This window comes from Arthrobacter sp. CDRTa11, from assembly GCF_026427775.1.
GTDB lineage: Bacteria > Actinomycetota > Actinomycetes > Actinomycetales > Micrococcaceae > Arthrobacter.
Map to the genome: position 1 here is coordinate 3,784,926 of NZ_CP044532.1, position 15,933 is coordinate 3,800,858.

Below are 15,933 nucleotides of genomic sequence, written 5' to 3' on the forward strand. Positions count from 1 at the left end.
CTAACTGTCGTTTTGAGCCCTCAAAACGACAGTTAGCGCTACGTAGTTGGGTTAGGGGATGGGAACGGGGACGACGCCGAGGGGCACCAGCTGCTCGGCGCCGCCGTCGGGGGCCGAGAGCACCCAGATGCCCTTTTCGTGGACCGCCACGGAGTGCTCCCACTGGCAGGAGCGCTTGCCGTCCGTAGTCACAACGGTCCAGTCGTCTTCCAGGACTGCCGTCTCGATGCCGCCACGGACCAGCATGGGTTCGATCGCAAGGCACAGCCCCGGCCGAATCTTGGGCCCGCGGTGGCTGGTGCGGTAGTTGAGCACGTCCGGAGCCATATGCATCTCGGAGCCGATGCCGTGGCCTACGTAGTCTTCCAAAATGCCGAGCGGCTTACCGGGAACAGAGGACACGTAGTCGTCGATGGCCGCGCCGATATCCCCCACATGGCTGCCCTTGGCGAGTGCCGCTATCCCCCGCCACATGGCCGCCTGCGTCACGTCGGAGAGCCGCTGGTCTTCGGGATCGGCGGTACCCACGATGACGGTCCGTGCCGAGTCGGAGTGCCAGCCATCCACGATCGCGCCGCCGTCGATCGAGATGATATCGCCATCATTGAGCGTGCGGCTGCCCGGGATGCCGTGTACCACCTCCTCATTGACGGAGGTGCAGATGGAGGCCGGGAAGCCGTGGTAGCCGAGGAAGTTGGATTTCGCGCCCGCCTCATTCAGGACCGCGGCGAAAACGTCGTCCAGATGCTTGGTGGTGACACCCGGAACCGCCGCGGCTACGGCGGCATCCAAGGCGCGGGTCAGGACGAGGCCTGCCTCATGCATGGTGCGCATCTGGGCGTTGGTCTTGTATTCGATGCGGGGCTGTCCGAATGCCATGTGTACCTCAGTGGTTGGTCTCTTGGGCGGGATGGGTTGATCCCAGGGCTCTGATCCATTCTCCCGCACCTGAGAAGCTGCTGGGGACAGGCTCCACCCCCACCTCTTCGCGCAGCCGGCGGGTGCTGTAGGTCCGCTCGAAGCCAAGCTGGGAGACGGCATAGCGTGTGAGAGCCGGCGGCTTCCGCGTTACGCTGCCCAACGCCTCCAGCGAAGCGGCCAGCGTCATTGCCGTCCGCAGCGGGATGAACTGGAGTTCGACGCCGGACCGTCCAGTTTCGTCCAGGACTTCCCGCAGGACTTCGCCCAGTTTCACCGGCTGGTGGTCGGCCACGTTGACGGGCCCTGTTGCGTCTGAGGCGCACGCGGCGAGCGCTGCTTCGGTCAGGTTCCCGATTGACGTCAGCTGGTGGCGCACGTTCGGGCTTCCGACGCACAGCAGCCGGCCGCGCTTTACATTCCGGATGAGCCGCGGCAGCAGGGTCCTGTCACCGGGCCCGTACACGCCGTGCGGCCTGAGGATCAGTGCATTCGGGTGCTTTGACGCCACCGCCTCCGCCAGGGCCTTGGAGCGGGAGTAGGCATTCAGGTAGCGCCCGGCCGGGGCTTGCTCGGGCCGGTCAATACAGGGCTGCCACCAGGGATAGACGCTCGAGCTGGAGATATGGACCAACCGGGCACGGGGGAAGGAGGCGGCCACGGCTTCGGTGCCGAGGACGTTCACACGGTGGAACAATTGCGGCGGTCCCCAGTCACCCACCTGCGCACCGGCATGCACCACGGCGTCCACCTCGGGCGGGCTCCAAAGATTCCCCTCGGCCAGATCCCACACGGTAAATCCTGGGAGCTGGCGCCTGCCGTAGCGGTACACCTCCCAGCCGCGGTGTTCGGCGGCCGCCGCCACGGCGGCACCGACAAACCCCGTGGCACCGGTGACAGCGATCCTCATACGTGGCCGCCCTCGCCGTCCGAAGGGAGGGAGCCGGCTGGAGCCAAGGCCGGGTTCGAACTTGTGGAGCCGTCCGCCGTCGTGACCCGCTCCGAGAAGAGTGTCCTCAGGGCGATGCGGTCCGGTTTGCGGTGCCTGCCGGAAGTGGGCAGGTGGGGCATGATCTCTATGCTGTCCGGCAGGGCCGATTCGTCGATGAGTTTGGGCAGCTCCCGTTGGAGCGTGCGAAGCAGAGCATCGTGTGCCTGGCCGGGCCGCGGCTCGACGGCGAGCCAAACTGCTTCGTCGCCGATGCCGTTGGGAACACCCACCATGACGGCCTGGGCCACGCACGCAATTCCAGCGATGACAGGCTCGTACAGGCCCGGATAAATGTTGGTTTTCCCGCGGATGATCATGTCCTTCTTCCGCCCCAGCAGGACCAGCCTGGCCGGTCCCGGCCCGCTACCCGGTCCGCCGGTTTCCCCCGGGCCTTGATCCGTCCGGCCGTGATCCAGCCGGACGAGGTCACCGGTGGCATGTTCGTCCATGGATCCTTCGCCGAGGTAGCCAAGGCACATGTTCGGCCCCGCGACCATCAGTTCGTGGTCCTCCGCCACCCGCACGGTCATACCCGGCAGCGGTTCCCCGAGGAAGTCTCCTTCCCCGGAGCCGTCGGCCGCCCGGTATTGGGCCGTGCGCCCGGAGGCGAAGTCCAGCTTCTCCTGTCCTGACGCTATCGCGATGGGAAGTACCTCGGTCATGCCGTAGATGCAATGAAAGCGGACTGCCGGCAGCAGCCGGGCGGCCCGCTCCAGGAAGGAGGCAAGGACGGGCGCGGCTCCCAGCATGACGGTTTTCAGCGTTTCCGGCCAGGCGATCCTGCCGGTTTCGACGGCGTCCAGGATGGGTGCCAGCTGCGAGGGCACCAGGAAAACGTGGGTTGCCGCTGCCTGCCCCGGGGAGGAGCCCAACGCCGCGGCGAACTGGAGCGGATCGATTGTGGCGGAGAGCCCGTAGGACGGCATAGTCCAATGGGCTCCGGCGATCAGGGCGGGCAGCCCCATCATGAACTGTTCCGAGTGGATACGGTCGCCTGCAGCGAAGGTGCACCGGGTGCTGAGTTGGGTGAATCCCGCTGCCAGGGTGCCGCGGGTGTGCACCACGCCCTTGGGACTGCCCGTGGTGCCCGAGGTGAAGATGATGACCGCTTCCTGCCCCGGAGCTGCGTCCACCGGCGGCACCGCACCCTTTGCCTGTCCGGAAGAATCGGCCGCTCCCCAACGGGAAGGTAGGCGGGAGAGCTGCCGGATGTTCGTGGACCTCAAGGGAACGCCCGGCAGCCAGGGGCCGGAGTGGTAATGGCGGACCTTCATGGCTGCATAGTCCGGCAGCAGGAGGCCGCGGCGCCGGGCGAGGGGACGGAGCGGACCCCTTGCACTGAGCGCGTAGAGCAGGGATTCAGCGGCCGCCCACTGCGGCGAGGCCAGTGCGGCCCTGTTGCGGAACAGTTCGGGGCCCACCCCGGGATCGATAAAAACAATGGCACCGCCGGCCCGCACCGCGGCCAGTGCCAGCGTAAAGGCCGCGGGGCCGGGCCTGACCGAGAACAGCAGGCGTTCGCCCGGGCCGAAGCCATCGCGCCTCAGTCCGGCGGCAGTGGATTCGATTCCGGCGGCAAGGTCCCGGTAGCTGATGATCCTGCCGGGCCGGCCGTTCCGCTTTCCCGGCCCGGTGATGGCCGGGTGGTCCGGGTACCGGGAAGCTGCATCGTAGACCGCTGTGATGAGGTCCGGCTGGCTCTTAGTGTCCACGGGCCAGCTCCATTGACTTGTAGTGGGGTATCAGCACGTTCCGGCTGACGGTCCGTTGACGGATGCGCCAGGGCTTCCGGGCGTATTCATCCAGCAGCACATTCAAAGCCCCGTTGATTTCGGCCATGGCCAGCGGCATGCCGATGCAGAAATGCGCCCCCGCCCCGAACCAGAGCTGCCGGGCCGGAGCCGGAACGGGCACTGCCGGATCAAAGCCGCCCAGGCTCTTCACCGCATGGACAGTGGAGAGCAGGATGCGGTCACCAGGCCTGATCCTGACGCCTCCAAGCTGTTTTTCCGCCGTCGCTTCCCGGAGCATCATGGGCGAGGGTGCGGTGAAGCGCAGCCCTTCATTGACGGCGTCCGGCAGGCCGGCCCGGTCAGCCGCCAGCATGGGCAGCCTGCCGTCGTCGAACAGCAGGGCGGCGAGCCGTGGAACGTAGGACACCAGCGTCTCAGTCCCCGCGATGACAAACGCACTGACAATCCCCACGGCCTCATCCTCACTCAGGCCAAGCTCACGCAGGCGGCCGGGGAAGGTGGCAGGGTCATCTCGGCGGTACGCCTCCCGCACGGGCCCGGCAAGAATTTCGACGGCGGCCTTCGCCTTCGCCACCTGGGGCGGCGTCAGTTGTGGCCGGCCGAGGCGAACCAAGCCGGTGATGGACGTACCGAGGCTGAAGAGGTCGGTATCCGGCAGGCGTCCGGGAGCCTGGTCAGGAACCCCGAGCAGGCGGCTGATCACTCCCCCGGACAGTTCCTTGACCAGTCCCACAAACTCCACGCTGTGGCCGTTCTCAAGTCCGGCCGACAGGCGTCCGCGCATCCGCTCCACGGCCGGGGCAACAATGGACTCCACGGCCCGGGGCGTGAAGAGCCCGTTGAGCCGGCGCCGCAGCTCAAGGTGCGCTTCGCCGTCCATGTTCAGCAGGGCGCGGGGACCAACCACCGGAGTCCAGAGCGCGCCGGAGGCCCTGGTTCCGGTTTTTGAGTAGCTGGCGTCCATGAGTACTTCCCGGAGCAGCGAGGCATCGCTCACCAAAACACCCAGGCCGGGCAGCCTGACCACGGGGCGGAGTTTCCCCAGTCCACGGATCAGCGGGTAGGCGAAGGGGTGTGCTGCGGTGTGGAGGCGCCGTTCCCAACCTGCCAGGCGGCCGGTGCTCAGGCCCAAACCTTCCGAAGAAGTCACCGGATGTCCACGTGTTCTGGCCGGTAGCGGTGGTCCGCGTACCAGGCAAGCGTGTTCGGCAGGCCCCACGCCTTCACCCGGCGGGAAGAACCGAACACCACCACATTCCGCCGGAGCGCATACGCCCGCGTTAGTTTGCGGACGCGGTTGGAAAGCGCCCGGTCCTCGTGGAGCTCCTCGATGCTGGTGCGGGGAAACCCGCCCGACCGGAGGTAGAGATCTGCCGTGATGGCCATATTGCAGCCGGGCAGCATCTGGTACGGGCCCAGATACCCTTCCCCTTTGTTGCCCGGGCGGATACGGCCAAAGAAGGACGCCACCTCCACTGCCCCCAGCATCAGCCACCGCTGGCCGCGGCTCAGGCCCTCGTCCAGGCGGGGGTTCAGCTGCCCGGCGATCATCTCCAGGCCGTCGTCGAAGGCATCCATGATCCGCAGCGTCCAGTCCGGCGCCGGGAGGCAGTCGGCATCGGTTCGTGCCAGCCAGCGGGCACCGTTCAATGCACCAAAGCGCATCCCGGTGTCCGCTGCGGCGCCGGTCCCCTTCTCCGGCTCACTAATCAACCGGATGTCCATGCCAGGGTTCAGCGCGGCGAATTCCGCAACGATGGCCTGGCTGGCGTCTGTGGAGCCGTTGTCTACGACTACAAGGGTGAAATCGGGGCGGAGTTGGGCAGCGAGTGCCTGCAGCGTTTCCAAGATCAGCTTCTCTTCATTCAGCACAGGCATGGCAACGCACAGAGCCCTCACTGGAGGAACGCCGGCCGCCGAAGGCCCGGTCACAGCCTGACCACGGCGATCCCCAGGCTGACCCCGCCGGCCAGTCCCACCAGTGCCACCAGGTCACCGGGCCCGCAACGGCCCAGGTCCTGCGCAACCTTTAGCTGAAGGGCCAGGCTGACGGAGGCCATGTTGCCGAACTCCTCAACGGTCTTGACGAGTTTCTCCTGTGGCACCCCGGCGCCACGGGCGAAGACATCCCGGTACGGTGCGCTTACCTGGTGCACACAGACCACGGCGAAATCGGACCAGGCCAGTTCAAGCCGGGCCAGTGTTTCATCCAGGATGCCGCGGCCAAGGTCCAGGAACGCATCCTTGAGTTTCTCGCCGTCCATGGTGAAATAGGTCGCCTCGGGATCCCTGGGGGCCACGGATCCGCCGGTGCCCAGTGTTCCCACTGCCCAGTGGCTGCTTTTCGCCGTGAATCCCGTCCCCAGCACGCGCGGTCCTGATTCGTCCTGCGGATCCGCAGGTTCCAATAACAGCGCACAGCCGGCGTCGCTCATGGTGTAGCCGGGGAACGCTGCAGCAAAAGTTTCCTGGTCCGGAACGGCCCACCGCACTGCCCTGGACGGGGACTCACCGCTGACCAGGAGCACCCGGCGGTACCGGCCGGCGCCGATCAGGGCGTCCGCCACTTCCAGCCCGTTCAGCAGGCTGTTACAGGCATTCTTGACGTCCATAACGGGACACGTGATTCCCAGTTTGGCCGCCACCATGTGCCCGGTGGCGGGCTCCACCATGTCCTGGCTGGCGGAGGCAAAGATGAGGAGTCCGACGTCGGCGGGCTGGAGTCCGAGGTCTGCCAGCAATTTTCCGGCGGCAACAGCCGCAAGGTCTGACGCCTGCTCTGTCGCGGCCATCACGGACCTGGTCCGGATGCCGGTCAGACGGCCGATGAGGCCTTTGGGAACACGGAAGCCGGGGCTGGCCGCAGCAAGCTGTTGTTCCAGATCCTCGGTGCTCAGGCGGCCCGGCGGCACATAAACTTCGAGGCCGGCTATCCTCGCCGCGCCCGGAATAGGTTGGTGCATGCATATCTCCCCACAGACAATGCTGACGGTGAACCGGCGCCGGCCATATCGCTACGGCAGCAGCCGCGTCCAGGACGCGGACACCCAGGTTCGTGACCCGCAGGCGCTGGCCTCCAGGACGCTAGCCCCCAGGAACAAGGAAAGGCGCGTCCCGTACTCGATGGTACGGGACGCGCCTTCCTTAGATCCGTAAGGCAGGGCCGGTGGCGTCAGACCCCGTCGGGGACTCCGCCGCTGACACAAACCAGAAGGTATCAGGCTGCCTGTGCGGCCTTGATGGCCTGCATTACACGGTCCGTCACTTCGTCGATGGCACCGATGCCGTCAACCTGGGTCAGGATGCCGCGCTCCGCGTATTTGGCAACAACTGCCTCAGTCTGCTCGTGGTACAGGTCAAGGCGGTGGCGGATGACGGCTTCATTGTCGTCGCTCCGGCCGGTTTCCTTGGCACGGCCCAGGAGACGGGTGACCAGTTCCTCATCGTCGGCGGTCAGCTGCAGAACGACGTCGAGCTTCTCTTCGCCTTTGGCGAGAATCTCGTCGAGGTAGTCCACCTGTGCCGTGGTGCGCGGGTAACCGTCGAGCAGGAATCCGGTTTCGACGTCTGCCTCGCTGAGGCGGTCCCGGACCATCTTGTTGGTCACGCTGTCCGGAACGAAGTCCCCGTTGTCCATGTACTTCTTGGCTTCGATGCCAAGCGGGGTCTCACCCTTGACGTTGGCGCGGAAGATGTCACCGGTGGAGATCGCCACAACGCCGAGGCGCTCCGATATGCGTTCCGCCTGTGTCCCTTTTCCGGAGCCGGGTGGTCCAATAATTAACATTCTCGTCATCGCAAAAGCCCTTCGTAGTGACGTTGCTGTAGTTGCGCGTCTATCTGTTTGACGGTTTCAAGGCCAACGCCCACCATGATCAGGATGGAGGTACCACCGAACGGGAAGTTCTGGTTGGCGTTGATCAGTACGAGTGCCACCAGCGGAATCAGTGCCACGAAGCCCAGGTACAGGGCGCCGGGCAAAGTGATCCGGGAGAGCACGTACTGGAGGTAGTCCGCCGTCGGCTTGCCCGCACGGATACCGGGAATGAAGCCGCCGTACTTCTTCATGTTGTCCGAGACCTCTTCAGGGTTGAAGGTGATCGCGACATAGAAGTAGGTGAAAAATACAATCATGGCGAAGTAGAGCGCCATGTAGATCGGGTGGTCGCCACGGGTCAGGTTGTTGTTGATCCACTCAACCCAGGGCTGCAGCTGCTCGCCGGGTTTGGGCTGGTTGAACTGTGAGATCAGACCTGGCAGGTAGAGCATGGACGAAGCAAAGATCACGGGGATCACGCCGGCCATGTTCACCTTGATGGGGATGTAGGTGCTGGTGCCGCCCACGGTGCGTCGCCCGATCATCCGCTTGGCGTACTGGACCGGGACGCGGCGCTGGGACTGCTCCACAAAGACCACCAGGCCAACGGTCACCAGGCCGATGGCCAGGACCATAAAGAAGGTGCCCGGGCCCTGGGAGGACCAGATGGCGCCGAGGGAGGTGGGGAATGTTGCTGCGATGGAGGTGAAGATCAGCAGCGACATGCCGTTGCCCACACCCTTTTCGGTGACCAGCTCGCCCATCCACATGATGAGGCCGGTGCCGGCCGTCAGGGTGATGATGATGAGGATGGTGGTGATCACGCTGTCATCAGGGATGATCGGGAAATTGCAGCCCGGCAGCAGCTGGCCTGAGCGCGCCAGGGAAACAAGGGTAGTCGCGTTCAGGAGGCCCAGCGCAATGGTCAGGTAGCGGGTGTACTGGGTCAGCTTTGACTGCCCGGAAGCACCTTCTTCATAGAGCTGCTGGAAACGGGGAATGACCACCCGGAGCAGCTGCACAATGATGCTGGCGGTGATGTACGGCATGATGCCCAGGGCGAAAATAGACACCTGGAGCAATGCACCGCCGCTGAACAGGTTGACGAGCTGGTAGAGCCCGCCTGCGGTCTGACCGGCGTCAAGGCATTGCTGGACATTCTGGTAGTTCACCCCAGGCGAGGGGATGAAGGCACCCAAGCGGAAGATTGTGATGATTCCCAGCGTGAACAGCAACTTGCGTCGCAGATCAGGCGTGCGAAAGGCCCGGCCAAATGCGCTAAGCACGCGTCCTCCTGAGTGGTTTAAATGAAGTCATGGGAGCAGGGTGAATAAACCCAACAACCGAGTCTAACGGGTGGAGGCTGTTCACGGATAATCCGGAAAGCCGGTAAAGCGAAAGACTCCCGGTATCCGAGGCCATGCGGCCCCGAATCCCGGGAGTCCAACAACGGGCGTTCGCCCCACCGGCCCTAGAGCGCGGTGGTGCTTCCGCCTGCTGCAGCAATCTTTTCAGCAGCGCTGGCCGAGAATGCGTGGGCGGTGACGTCAACCTTCACGGTGATGTCGCCGGTGCCCAGCACCTTGACGGGCTGGTTCTTGCGAACGGCACCCTTTTCGACCAGGTTCTCCACGGTGACAGCGCCACCTTCCGGGAACAGCTCGTTGAGCTTGTCCAGGTTAACAACCTGGAACTCAACCCGGAACGGGTTCTTGAAGCCGCGCAGCTTCGGCAGGCGCATGTGCAGCGGCAGCTGGCCGCCGGCAAAGCCAGCCTTGATCTGGTAGCGGGCCTTCGTACCCTTGGTACCGCGACCAGCGGTCTTACCCTTGGAACCTTCACCACGACCAACACGGGTCTTGGCGGTCTTGGCACCCGGGGCGGGACGCAGGTGGTGGACCTTCAGAGCGTTCTGCTTCTCAGCAGTAGCGCTCTGTGCCTTCTCAGCAGTGTTTTTCTCTGCCATTTACTTCGCCTCCTCTACCTTTACCAGGTGCGGAACCGTGTTGAGCATTCCAACGGTCACGGCGTCGGCGGTGCGGACAACGGTGTGTCCGATCCGCTTCAGGCCGAGGGACCGAAGGGTGTCGCGCTGGTTCTGCTTGCCGCCAATGACGGACTTGATCTGAGTGATCTCCAACTGAGCGTCGGAGGGAATCAGGTTCTTAGCCATAACTTAGACACCCACCTTCTGGTTCAGGAGGGCCTTGACCATAGCCGGCGGAGCAACTTCGTCCAGCGGCAGGCCGCGGCGTGCTGCCACAGCTGCCGGCTCTTCGAGGCGCTTCAGCGCATCAACGGTCGCGTGCACGATGTTGATGGCGTTGGAGGAACCGAGCGACTTGGAGAGGATGTCGTGGATGCCCACGCACTCCAGTACTGCACGGACCGGACCACCGGCGATAACACCGGTACCGGCGGAAGCCGGACGCAGCATTACGACGCCGGCAGCAGCCTCACCCTGAACGCGGTGCGGGATGGTGTTGCCAATGCGGGGAACGCGGAAGAAGGACTTCTTAGCCTCTTCAACGCCCTTCGCGATTGCGGCGGGAACTTCCTTGGCCTTGCCATAGCCCACGCCGACCATACCGTTGCCGTCACCAACGACGACCAGGGCGGTGAAGCTGAAGCGACGACCACCCTTGACCACCTTGGAAACGCGGTTAATGGTGACAACGCGCTCGATGAACTGGCTCTTCTCGGCCTCGCGGCCGCCATCGCGGCCACCACGGCCACCACGGTCGCCGCGGCCCTGGCCACGGTCGCCACGCTCGCCACGACGAGCGCCACCACGGCGGTCATCGGCAGCAGCGGGGGCAGTGGTCTCAGTGGCCGGAGCAGCTACGGCTTCAGTCGCCTTCTGATCTGCAGACACAGTGTCCTTTTCCTTGTTTGCTTCCGTCACAGTGACAGCCCACCTTCACGTGCACCGTCAGCGACGGCGGCGATCCGGCCGTGGTACTTGTTACCACCGCGGTCGAAGACAACAGCTTCGACGCCGGCAGCCTTCGCACGCTCGGCAACGAGCTCGCCAACGCGCTTGGCCTTGGCAGTCTTGTCACCGTCGAATGCACGAAGGTCGGCTTCCAGTGTGGACGCGCTCGCTACGGTCAGGCCCTTGGTGTCATCGACAACCTGGACGAATACGTGGCGTGCGGAGCGGTTGACGACCAGACGAGGACGTACAGCCGTTCCGGAGATGCGCTTGCGGATACGAAGCTGGCGGCGGCTGCGTGAAGCAGACTTGCTCTTGTTCGTACGCTTCTTATTGATTGAGATGGCCATGGTTACTTACCAGCCTTTCCGACCTTGCGGCGGATGACTTCGCCTGCATAGCGGATGCCCTTGCCCTTATAGGGGTCCGGCTTCCGAAGCTTGCGAATGTTGGCAGCAACCTCGCCGACCTGCTGCTTGTTGATACCTGAAACAGAGAGCTTGGTCGGGGTCTCAACTGCAAAGGTGATGCCGTCCGGTGCCGAAACATTCACCGGGTGGCTGTAGCCGAGAGCGAACTCAAGGTCAGATCCCTTGGCCTGAACGCGGTAACCAGTACCAACGATTTCAAGCTTCTTCTCGTAGCCCTTGGTGACGCCCTCGATCATGTTGGAGATCAGGGTGCGGGTCAGGCCGTGGAGTGAACGGGAGGCGCGCTCGTCGTTCGGGCGGGCGACAGTCAGGGTCTCTGCTTCCAGGGAAACCTCGATCGGGCTGGCCACAGTGTGGTTCAGCTCGCCTTTGGCACCCTTGACGCTGACGACAGAGCCGTCAACCTTGACCTCAACGCCGGCAGGAACGGTGATGGGGAGACGTCCAATACGTGACATTATTCTCTTCCTTTCCCGTTACCAGACGTAAGCGAGGACTTCGCCGCCCACGCCCTTCTTGCCGGCCTGCTTGTCAGTCAAGAGGCCGGAAGAGGTGGACAGGATTGCGACACCCAGGCCACCGAGCACGTGCGGCAGGTTGGTGGACTTTGCGTAAACGCGCAGTCCCGGCTTGGAAATACGACGAACGCCAGCGATGGAACGCTCACGGTTCGGGCCGAACTTGAGCTCGAGGGTCAGCTTCTTGCCAACCTCAGCGTCTTCTTCTTTCCAGGAGGCGATGTAACCTTCAGCCTTCAGGATGTCGGCAACGCGTGCCTTGAGCTTGCTGTACGGCATAGTCACGGAATCGTGGTATGCCGAGTTTGCATTGCGCAGACGCGTAAGCATGTCTGCGACAGGATCTGTCATTGTCATTGTGGGCTCTTGCCCTTCCTCATAACGGTTTCCTCGCTGCGGCACAAAGCCTCAGCGAAGGACCTTTTACGTAGTTAGATTAGTCTTCGGCCTTGAACGGGAAACCAAGCGCCTTCAGCAGCGCGCGGCCTTCGTCATCGGTCTTGGCAGTGGTAACCACAGTGATGTCCATGCCGCGGGTGCGGTCGATGGAATCCTGGTCGATTTCGTGGAACATAACCTGCTCGGTCAGACCGAAGGTGTAGTTGCCGTTGCCATCGAACTGCTTGCCACTGAGGCCGCGGAAGTCGCGGATACGGGGCAGGGCCAGCGTGACCAGACGGTCCAGGAATTCCCACATGCGGTCGCCACGCAGAGTTGCGTGCGCACCGATGGGCATGCCTTCGCGCAGCTTGAACTGTGCGATCGACTTGCGGGCCTTGGTTACCTGCGGCTTCTGGCCGGTGATCAGGGTCAGATCGCGGACAGCGCCGTCGATCAGCTTGGAGTCCTTGGCGGCATCTCCAACACCCATGTTCACAACGACCTTCACCAGGCGGGGAACCTGGTTGACGTTCTCGTACTTGAATTCCTCAATGAGCGTGCTCTTGATGGAATCGGCGTACTTGGTCTTCAGACGAGGAATGATCTTCGTTGCCGGAGTCTCGAGAGTCTCAGTCATTAGATGTCCTTCCCGGAGCTCTTGGCCACGCGTACACGCACTTCACGCTTCACGCCATTGCGCTCCACGGTCTCGGTGCGGAAACCAACGCGGGTGGGCTTCTTGGTGGACGGGTCAACCAGAGCCACGTTGGAGATGTGGATCGAAGCTTCGACGACCTCGATGCCACCGGTCTTGGTGCCGCGCTGCGACTGACCGACCTTGGTGTGCTTGGTTACGCGGTTAATGCCTTCAACCAACACGCGGTTGGTTTCCGGGAATACGCGCAGAACCTTGCCCTGCTTGCCACGGTCGCCGCCGCGCTCAGCCTTGGCGCCAGTGATGACCTGAACCAGGTCACCCTTTTTGATCTTAGCCATGGACTAGAGCACCTCCGGAGCCAGAGAAACGATCTTCATGAACTTCTTGTCACGGAGTTCACGACCAACCGGTCCGAAGATGCGGGTACCGCGGGGGTCACCGTCAGCCTTCAGGATCACAGCTGCGTTCTCGTCAAACTTGATGTAGGAACCATCCGCACGGCGGCGTTCCTTCTTGGTACGGACGATGACTGCCTTGACAACATCGCCCTTCTTTACGTTGCCGCCCGGAATTGCGTCCTTGACGGTAGCGACGATAACGTCGCCAATGCCTGCGTAGCGACGGCCAGATCCACCGAGAACGCGAATGGTAAGGATTTCCTTAGCACCCGTGTTGTCGGCGACCTTGAGTCGCGACTCCTGCTGAATCACTATTTACTCCTTGCGTCGCGCGGGTTCTCAGACCGAAAATCTTCCTACGGAATGAGCCTTGCGGAACGGTTGATCGGGGTGTCTCTTGACCTGCCTGGATTTTGCCAGACCAGGCCTAAACGCCCATGCCAAAAACATTTGCTTCCCAAGCGGATCCAGGCTGACCTGGAGCACGAGGGGGCACTATGCCGTGGCACGATTGTTTACGAGGTTGATGACGGCGCGCGAAAGGCGCCATACAAACTCAATATCCTAGCACAGTTCGGGCCAGCCCCCATATCACAGAGCAGCCACTCCCCCTGCGACGCTCTCTCACCTAATGCGCGTTTTTCACCGACGCTCTCTTACTTTCTTGGGGAAAGTGAGAGAGCGTCCTTCCAAACAATGCGTTAAGTGAGAGAGCGTCGCAAAGGACGACGGCGGCACGTCGGGACCGCGGGGTGTCGCACCACGGGTGCCGCCCGTGACGCGCGCCGTCCAGGAATGAGGAAACCCCCGCTCCCATAAGGGAACGGGGGTTTCTAAGCAGTCATAACAGCAGGGCTGTTACTTGGCCTTCTCGAGGATCTCCACGAGCCGCCAGTTCTTCGTGGCGGACAGCGGGCGGGTCTCGGCGATGACAACGAGGTCGCCGATGCCGGCGGTGTTCTCTTCGTCGTGTGCCTTGACCTTGGAGGTACGGCGGATGACCTTGCCGTAAAGAGCGTGCTTCACGCGGTCTTCAACCTGAACAACGATGGTCTTTTCCATCTTGTCAGAGACAACGTAGCCGCGACGCGTCTTGCGGTAACCGCGCTGCTCAGCCGTGGCTGCGGTAGCAGTTTCCGTCACGTTCTCGTCCTTTTCACTCACTTGGCGTCCTCCTCGGTCTCAACCGTTTCAGCCGTCTCGGCCTTCTTGGTTGCTGACTTCTTGGACTTCTTTTCTTCCTTGGCTTCCACAACCGGTGCGGCAACCTCGGCACGAATGCCCAGCTCGCGCTCACGGAGAACGGTGTAGATGCGTGCGATGTCCTTCTTTACCGCGCGCAGACGACCGTGGTTCTCCAGCTGACCGGTGGCGGACTGGAAACGCAGGTTGAACAGCTCTTCCTTAGCCTTACGGAGTTCTTCAACGAGGCGCTCGTTGTCGAACGTGTCCAGCTGTGCGGATGCAAGTTCCTTGGATCCTACTGCCATTTCTATTCACCACCTTCGCGACGCAAAATGCGTGCCTTCAACGGGAGCTTGTGAATTGCCAGGCGCAGTGCCTCGCGAGCTACCGATTCTTCGACGCCGGAGATCTCAAAGAGAACCCGGCCCGGCTTGACGTTGGCGACCCACCATTCCGGCGAACCCTTACCGGAACCCATGCGGGTTTCGGCAGGCTTCTTCGTCAGGGGACGGTCCGGGTAGATGTTGATCCAGACCTTACCGCCACGCTTGATGTGGCGGGTCATCGCGATACGTGCAGACTCGATCTGACGGTTGGTGACGTATGCCGGGCTCAGGGCCTGGATGCCGTACTCACCGAAGGAGACCTTGGTGCCGCCCGTAGCAGCGCCGGAACGACCCGGGTGGTGCTGCTTACGGTGCTTGACTCGACGTGGGATAAGCATTTAAGCCTGTCCTCCTTCTACTGCAACGGGTGCAGCCTCAACTGCCGGAGCCTCTGCAGCAGGAGCTGCTTCGGCGGCCGGACGGTCGGTACGACGGCGGCGGTCACCACGGTCAGCGCCACCGGGACGTCCCGGACGGTCGCTGGCACCGCGGCCACGGGACGGAGCAGCAGCTGCCTGCTGAGCCAGTTCCTTGGCGGTGATGTCACCCTTGTAGATCCAGACCTTCACGCCAATGCGGCCGAAGGTGGTCTTGGCTTCGTAGAAGCCGTAGTCGATGTTCGCGCGGAGGGTGTGCAGGGGCACACGGCCTTCGCGGTAGAACTCCGAGCGGGACATTTCGGCGCCGCCCAGTCGACCGGAGCAGGCGATACGGATGCCCTTGGCACCTGCACGCTGCGCGGACTGCATGGCCTTCTTCATCGCACGGCGGAAAGCCACGCGGGAAGTCAGCTGCTCGGCAACACCCTGGGCAACAAGCTGTGCTTCCATCTCGGGGTTCTTGACCTCGAGGATGTTCAGCTGGACCTGCTTGCCAGTGAGCTTTTCGAGCTCGCCGCGGATGCGGTCTGCTTCTGCGCCACGGCGGCCGATAACGATACCGGGACGTGCCGTGTGGATATCCACGCGGACACGGTCACGGGTGCGCTCGATCTCAACCTTGGCGATACCGGCGCGCTCCATGCCAACAGACATGAGCTGGCGGATACGGATGTCTTCGCGAACGAAGTCCTTGTACCGCTGTCCGGCCTTGGTGCTGTCAGCGAACCAGTGCGATACGTGATCGGTGGTGATGCCGAGTCGGAACCCGTGCGGGTTTACTTTCTGTCCCACTTAGCGAGCCTCCTCTTTCTCCGGGGTAGCGACTACCACGGTGATGTGGCTGGTGCGCTTCTTGATCTGAAATGCACGACCCTGGGCACGCGGCTGGAACCGCTTCATGGTCGGGCCTTCATCAACAAACGCTTCGCTGATGATGAGGTCACCTTCGTCAAACGCCACGCCGTCGCGGTCCGCGAGGACCCGGGCGTTGGAGATTGCCGACTGAACTACCTTGAATACCGGCTCCGAAGCTGCCTGTGGGGCAAACTTCAGAATTGCCAGAGCCTCATTCGCTTGCTTACCACGAACAAGGTTGACGACGCGCCGGGCCTTCATAGGCGTTACGCGGATGTGACGCGCAATTGCCTTGGCTTCCATTGCTTTCCTTCTCTCGTCTTGAC

22 protein-coding genes are annotated in these 15,933 nt (G+C 63.0%); all 22 read right to left on the reverse strand.

All coding sequences use genetic code 11. The features are described 5' to 3' along the window. Positions 1-51 precede the first annotated feature (51 nt). On the reverse strand, positions 52-879 hold the full coding sequence (gene map, locus F8G81_RS17090) for a type I methionyl aminopeptidase (RefSeq protein WP_267275861.1): 828 nt from the start codon (positions 877-879) through the stop codon (positions 52-54). A gap of 7 nt (positions 880-886) precedes the next feature. Beyond that, positions 887-1,828 carry an NAD-dependent epimerase/dehydratase family protein gene (locus tag F8G81_RS17095; RefSeq protein ID WP_267275862.1) on the reverse strand — a complete coding sequence of 314 codons (942 nt, stop codon included), beginning with the start codon at positions 1,826-1,828 and terminating at the stop codon, positions 887-889. Further along, positions 1,825-3,621 (reverse strand): class I adenylate-forming enzyme family protein, encoded by a 1,797-nt coding sequence (locus F8G81_RS17100; protein WP_267275863.1) that lies wholly within the window; start codon positions 3,619-3,621, stop codon positions 1,825-1,827. Before F8G81_RS17100 ends, F8G81_RS17095 begins: the two co-directional genes overlap by 4 nt. Next, a complete protein-coding gene (locus tag F8G81_RS17105) occupies positions 3,611-4,813 on the reverse strand; it encodes a cytochrome P450 (protein WP_267275864.1) in 1,203 nt (400 codons plus the stop codon). Before F8G81_RS17105 ends, F8G81_RS17100 begins: the two co-directional genes overlap by 11 nt. After that, positions 4,810-5,541, reverse strand: a complete 732-nt coding sequence (locus tag F8G81_RS17110; RefSeq protein ID WP_267275865.1) for a glycosyltransferase family A protein — start codon at positions 5,539-5,541, stop codon at positions 4,810-4,812. The genes F8G81_RS17105 and F8G81_RS17110 overlap by 4 nt, the downstream gene beginning before the upstream one ends. A gap of 50 nt (positions 5,542-5,591) precedes the next feature. Further along, positions 5,592-6,626 carry a 3-oxoacyl-ACP synthase III family protein gene (locus tag F8G81_RS17115; protein WP_267275866.1) on the reverse strand — a complete coding sequence of 345 codons (1,035 nt, stop codon included), beginning with the start codon at positions 6,624-6,626 and terminating at the stop codon, positions 5,592-5,594. A 254-nt stretch (positions 6,627-6,880) separates the two neighbouring features. Further along, positions 6,881-7,450, reverse strand: coding sequence for an adenylate kinase (locus F8G81_RS17120; protein WP_267279269.1), 570 nt, complete (start codon positions 7,448-7,450; stop codon positions 6,881-6,883). Between the two features lie 5 nt (positions 7,451-7,455). After that, the gene (gene secY / locus F8G81_RS17125) at positions 7,456-8,766 is read right to left on the reverse strand and encodes a preprotein translocase subunit SecY (protein WP_267275867.1); all 1,311 of its coding nucleotides are present in this window, start codon (positions 8,764-8,766) and stop codon (positions 7,456-7,458) included. A gap of 185 nt (positions 8,767-8,951) precedes the next feature. Next, the gene (gene rplO, locus F8G81_RS17130) at positions 8,952-9,446 is read right to left on the reverse strand and encodes a 50S ribosomal protein L15 (protein ID WP_190987315.1); all 495 of its coding nucleotides are present in this window, start codon (positions 9,444-9,446) and stop codon (positions 8,952-8,954) included. Further along, positions 9,447-9,653 carry a 50S ribosomal protein L30 gene (gene rpmD, locus F8G81_RS17135; RefSeq protein WP_267275868.1) on the reverse strand — a complete coding sequence of 69 codons (207 nt, stop codon included), beginning with the start codon at positions 9,651-9,653 and terminating at the stop codon, positions 9,447-9,449. Positions 9,654-9,656: 3 nt separating this feature from the next. Then, complete coding sequence (gene rpsE / locus F8G81_RS17140) at positions 9,657-10,385, reverse strand: 30S ribosomal protein S5 (protein WP_267275869.1); 729 nt, start codon at positions 10,383-10,385, stop codon at positions 9,657-9,659. After that, complete coding sequence (gene rplR, locus F8G81_RS17145; protein WP_066293270.1) at positions 10,382-10,765, reverse strand: 50S ribosomal protein L18; 384 nt, start codon at positions 10,763-10,765, stop codon at positions 10,382-10,384. Before rplR ends, rpsE begins: the two co-directional genes overlap by 4 nt. 2 nt (positions 10,766-10,767) lie before the next feature. Beyond that, the gene (gene rplF, locus F8G81_RS17150) at positions 10,768-11,304 is read right to left on the reverse strand and encodes a 50S ribosomal protein L6 (protein WP_267275870.1); all 537 of its coding nucleotides are present in this window, start codon (positions 11,302-11,304) and stop codon (positions 10,768-10,770) included. A gap of 18 nt (positions 11,305-11,322) precedes the next feature. Continuing rightward, positions 11,323-11,721, reverse strand: coding sequence for a 30S ribosomal protein S8 (rpsH, locus tag F8G81_RS17155; RefSeq protein WP_018773673.1), 399 nt, complete (start codon positions 11,719-11,721; stop codon positions 11,323-11,325). 79 nt (positions 11,722-11,800) lie between these two features. Continuing rightward, a complete protein-coding gene (gene rplE / locus F8G81_RS17160) occupies positions 11,801-12,382 on the reverse strand; it encodes a 50S ribosomal protein L5 (RefSeq protein WP_267275871.1) in 582 nt (193 codons plus the stop codon). Further along, a complete protein-coding gene (rplX, locus tag F8G81_RS17165) occupies positions 12,382-12,741 on the reverse strand; it encodes a 50S ribosomal protein L24 (RefSeq protein WP_056626626.1) in 360 nt (119 codons plus the stop codon). The genes rplE and rplX overlap by 1 nt, the downstream gene beginning before the upstream one ends. Positions 12,742-12,744: 3 nt before the next feature. Next, the gene (rplN, locus tag F8G81_RS17170; protein ID WP_024366126.1) at positions 12,745-13,113 is read right to left on the reverse strand and encodes a 50S ribosomal protein L14; all 369 of its coding nucleotides are present in this window, start codon (positions 13,111-13,113) and stop codon (positions 12,745-12,747) included. Positions 13,114-13,659: 546 nt separating this feature from the next. After that, positions 13,660-13,965 carry a 30S ribosomal protein S17 gene (rpsQ, locus tag F8G81_RS17175; RefSeq protein WP_104042537.1) on the reverse strand — a complete coding sequence of 102 codons (306 nt, stop codon included), beginning with the start codon at positions 13,963-13,965 and terminating at the stop codon, positions 13,660-13,662. Continuing rightward, positions 13,962-14,291, reverse strand: a complete 330-nt coding sequence (gene rpmC, locus F8G81_RS17180; protein ID WP_267275872.1) for a 50S ribosomal protein L29 — start codon at positions 14,289-14,291, stop codon at positions 13,962-13,964. Before rpmC ends, rpsQ begins: the two co-directional genes overlap by 4 nt. 2 nt (positions 14,292-14,293) lie before the next feature. Beyond that, entirely contained in the window at positions 14,294-14,710 is a 417-nt protein-coding gene (rplP, locus tag F8G81_RS17185) for a 50S ribosomal protein L16 (RefSeq protein WP_013601829.1), read from the reverse strand. Continuing rightward, the gene (gene rpsC, locus F8G81_RS17190) at positions 14,711-15,544 is read right to left on the reverse strand and encodes a 30S ribosomal protein S3 (protein ID WP_267275873.1); all 834 of its coding nucleotides are present in this window, start codon (positions 15,542-15,544) and stop codon (positions 14,711-14,713) included. After that, positions 15,545-15,910, reverse strand: a complete 366-nt coding sequence (gene rplV / locus F8G81_RS17195; RefSeq protein ID WP_003803798.1) for a 50S ribosomal protein L22 — start codon at positions 15,908-15,910, stop codon at positions 15,545-15,547. Positions 15,911-15,933 lie beyond the last annotated feature (23 nt).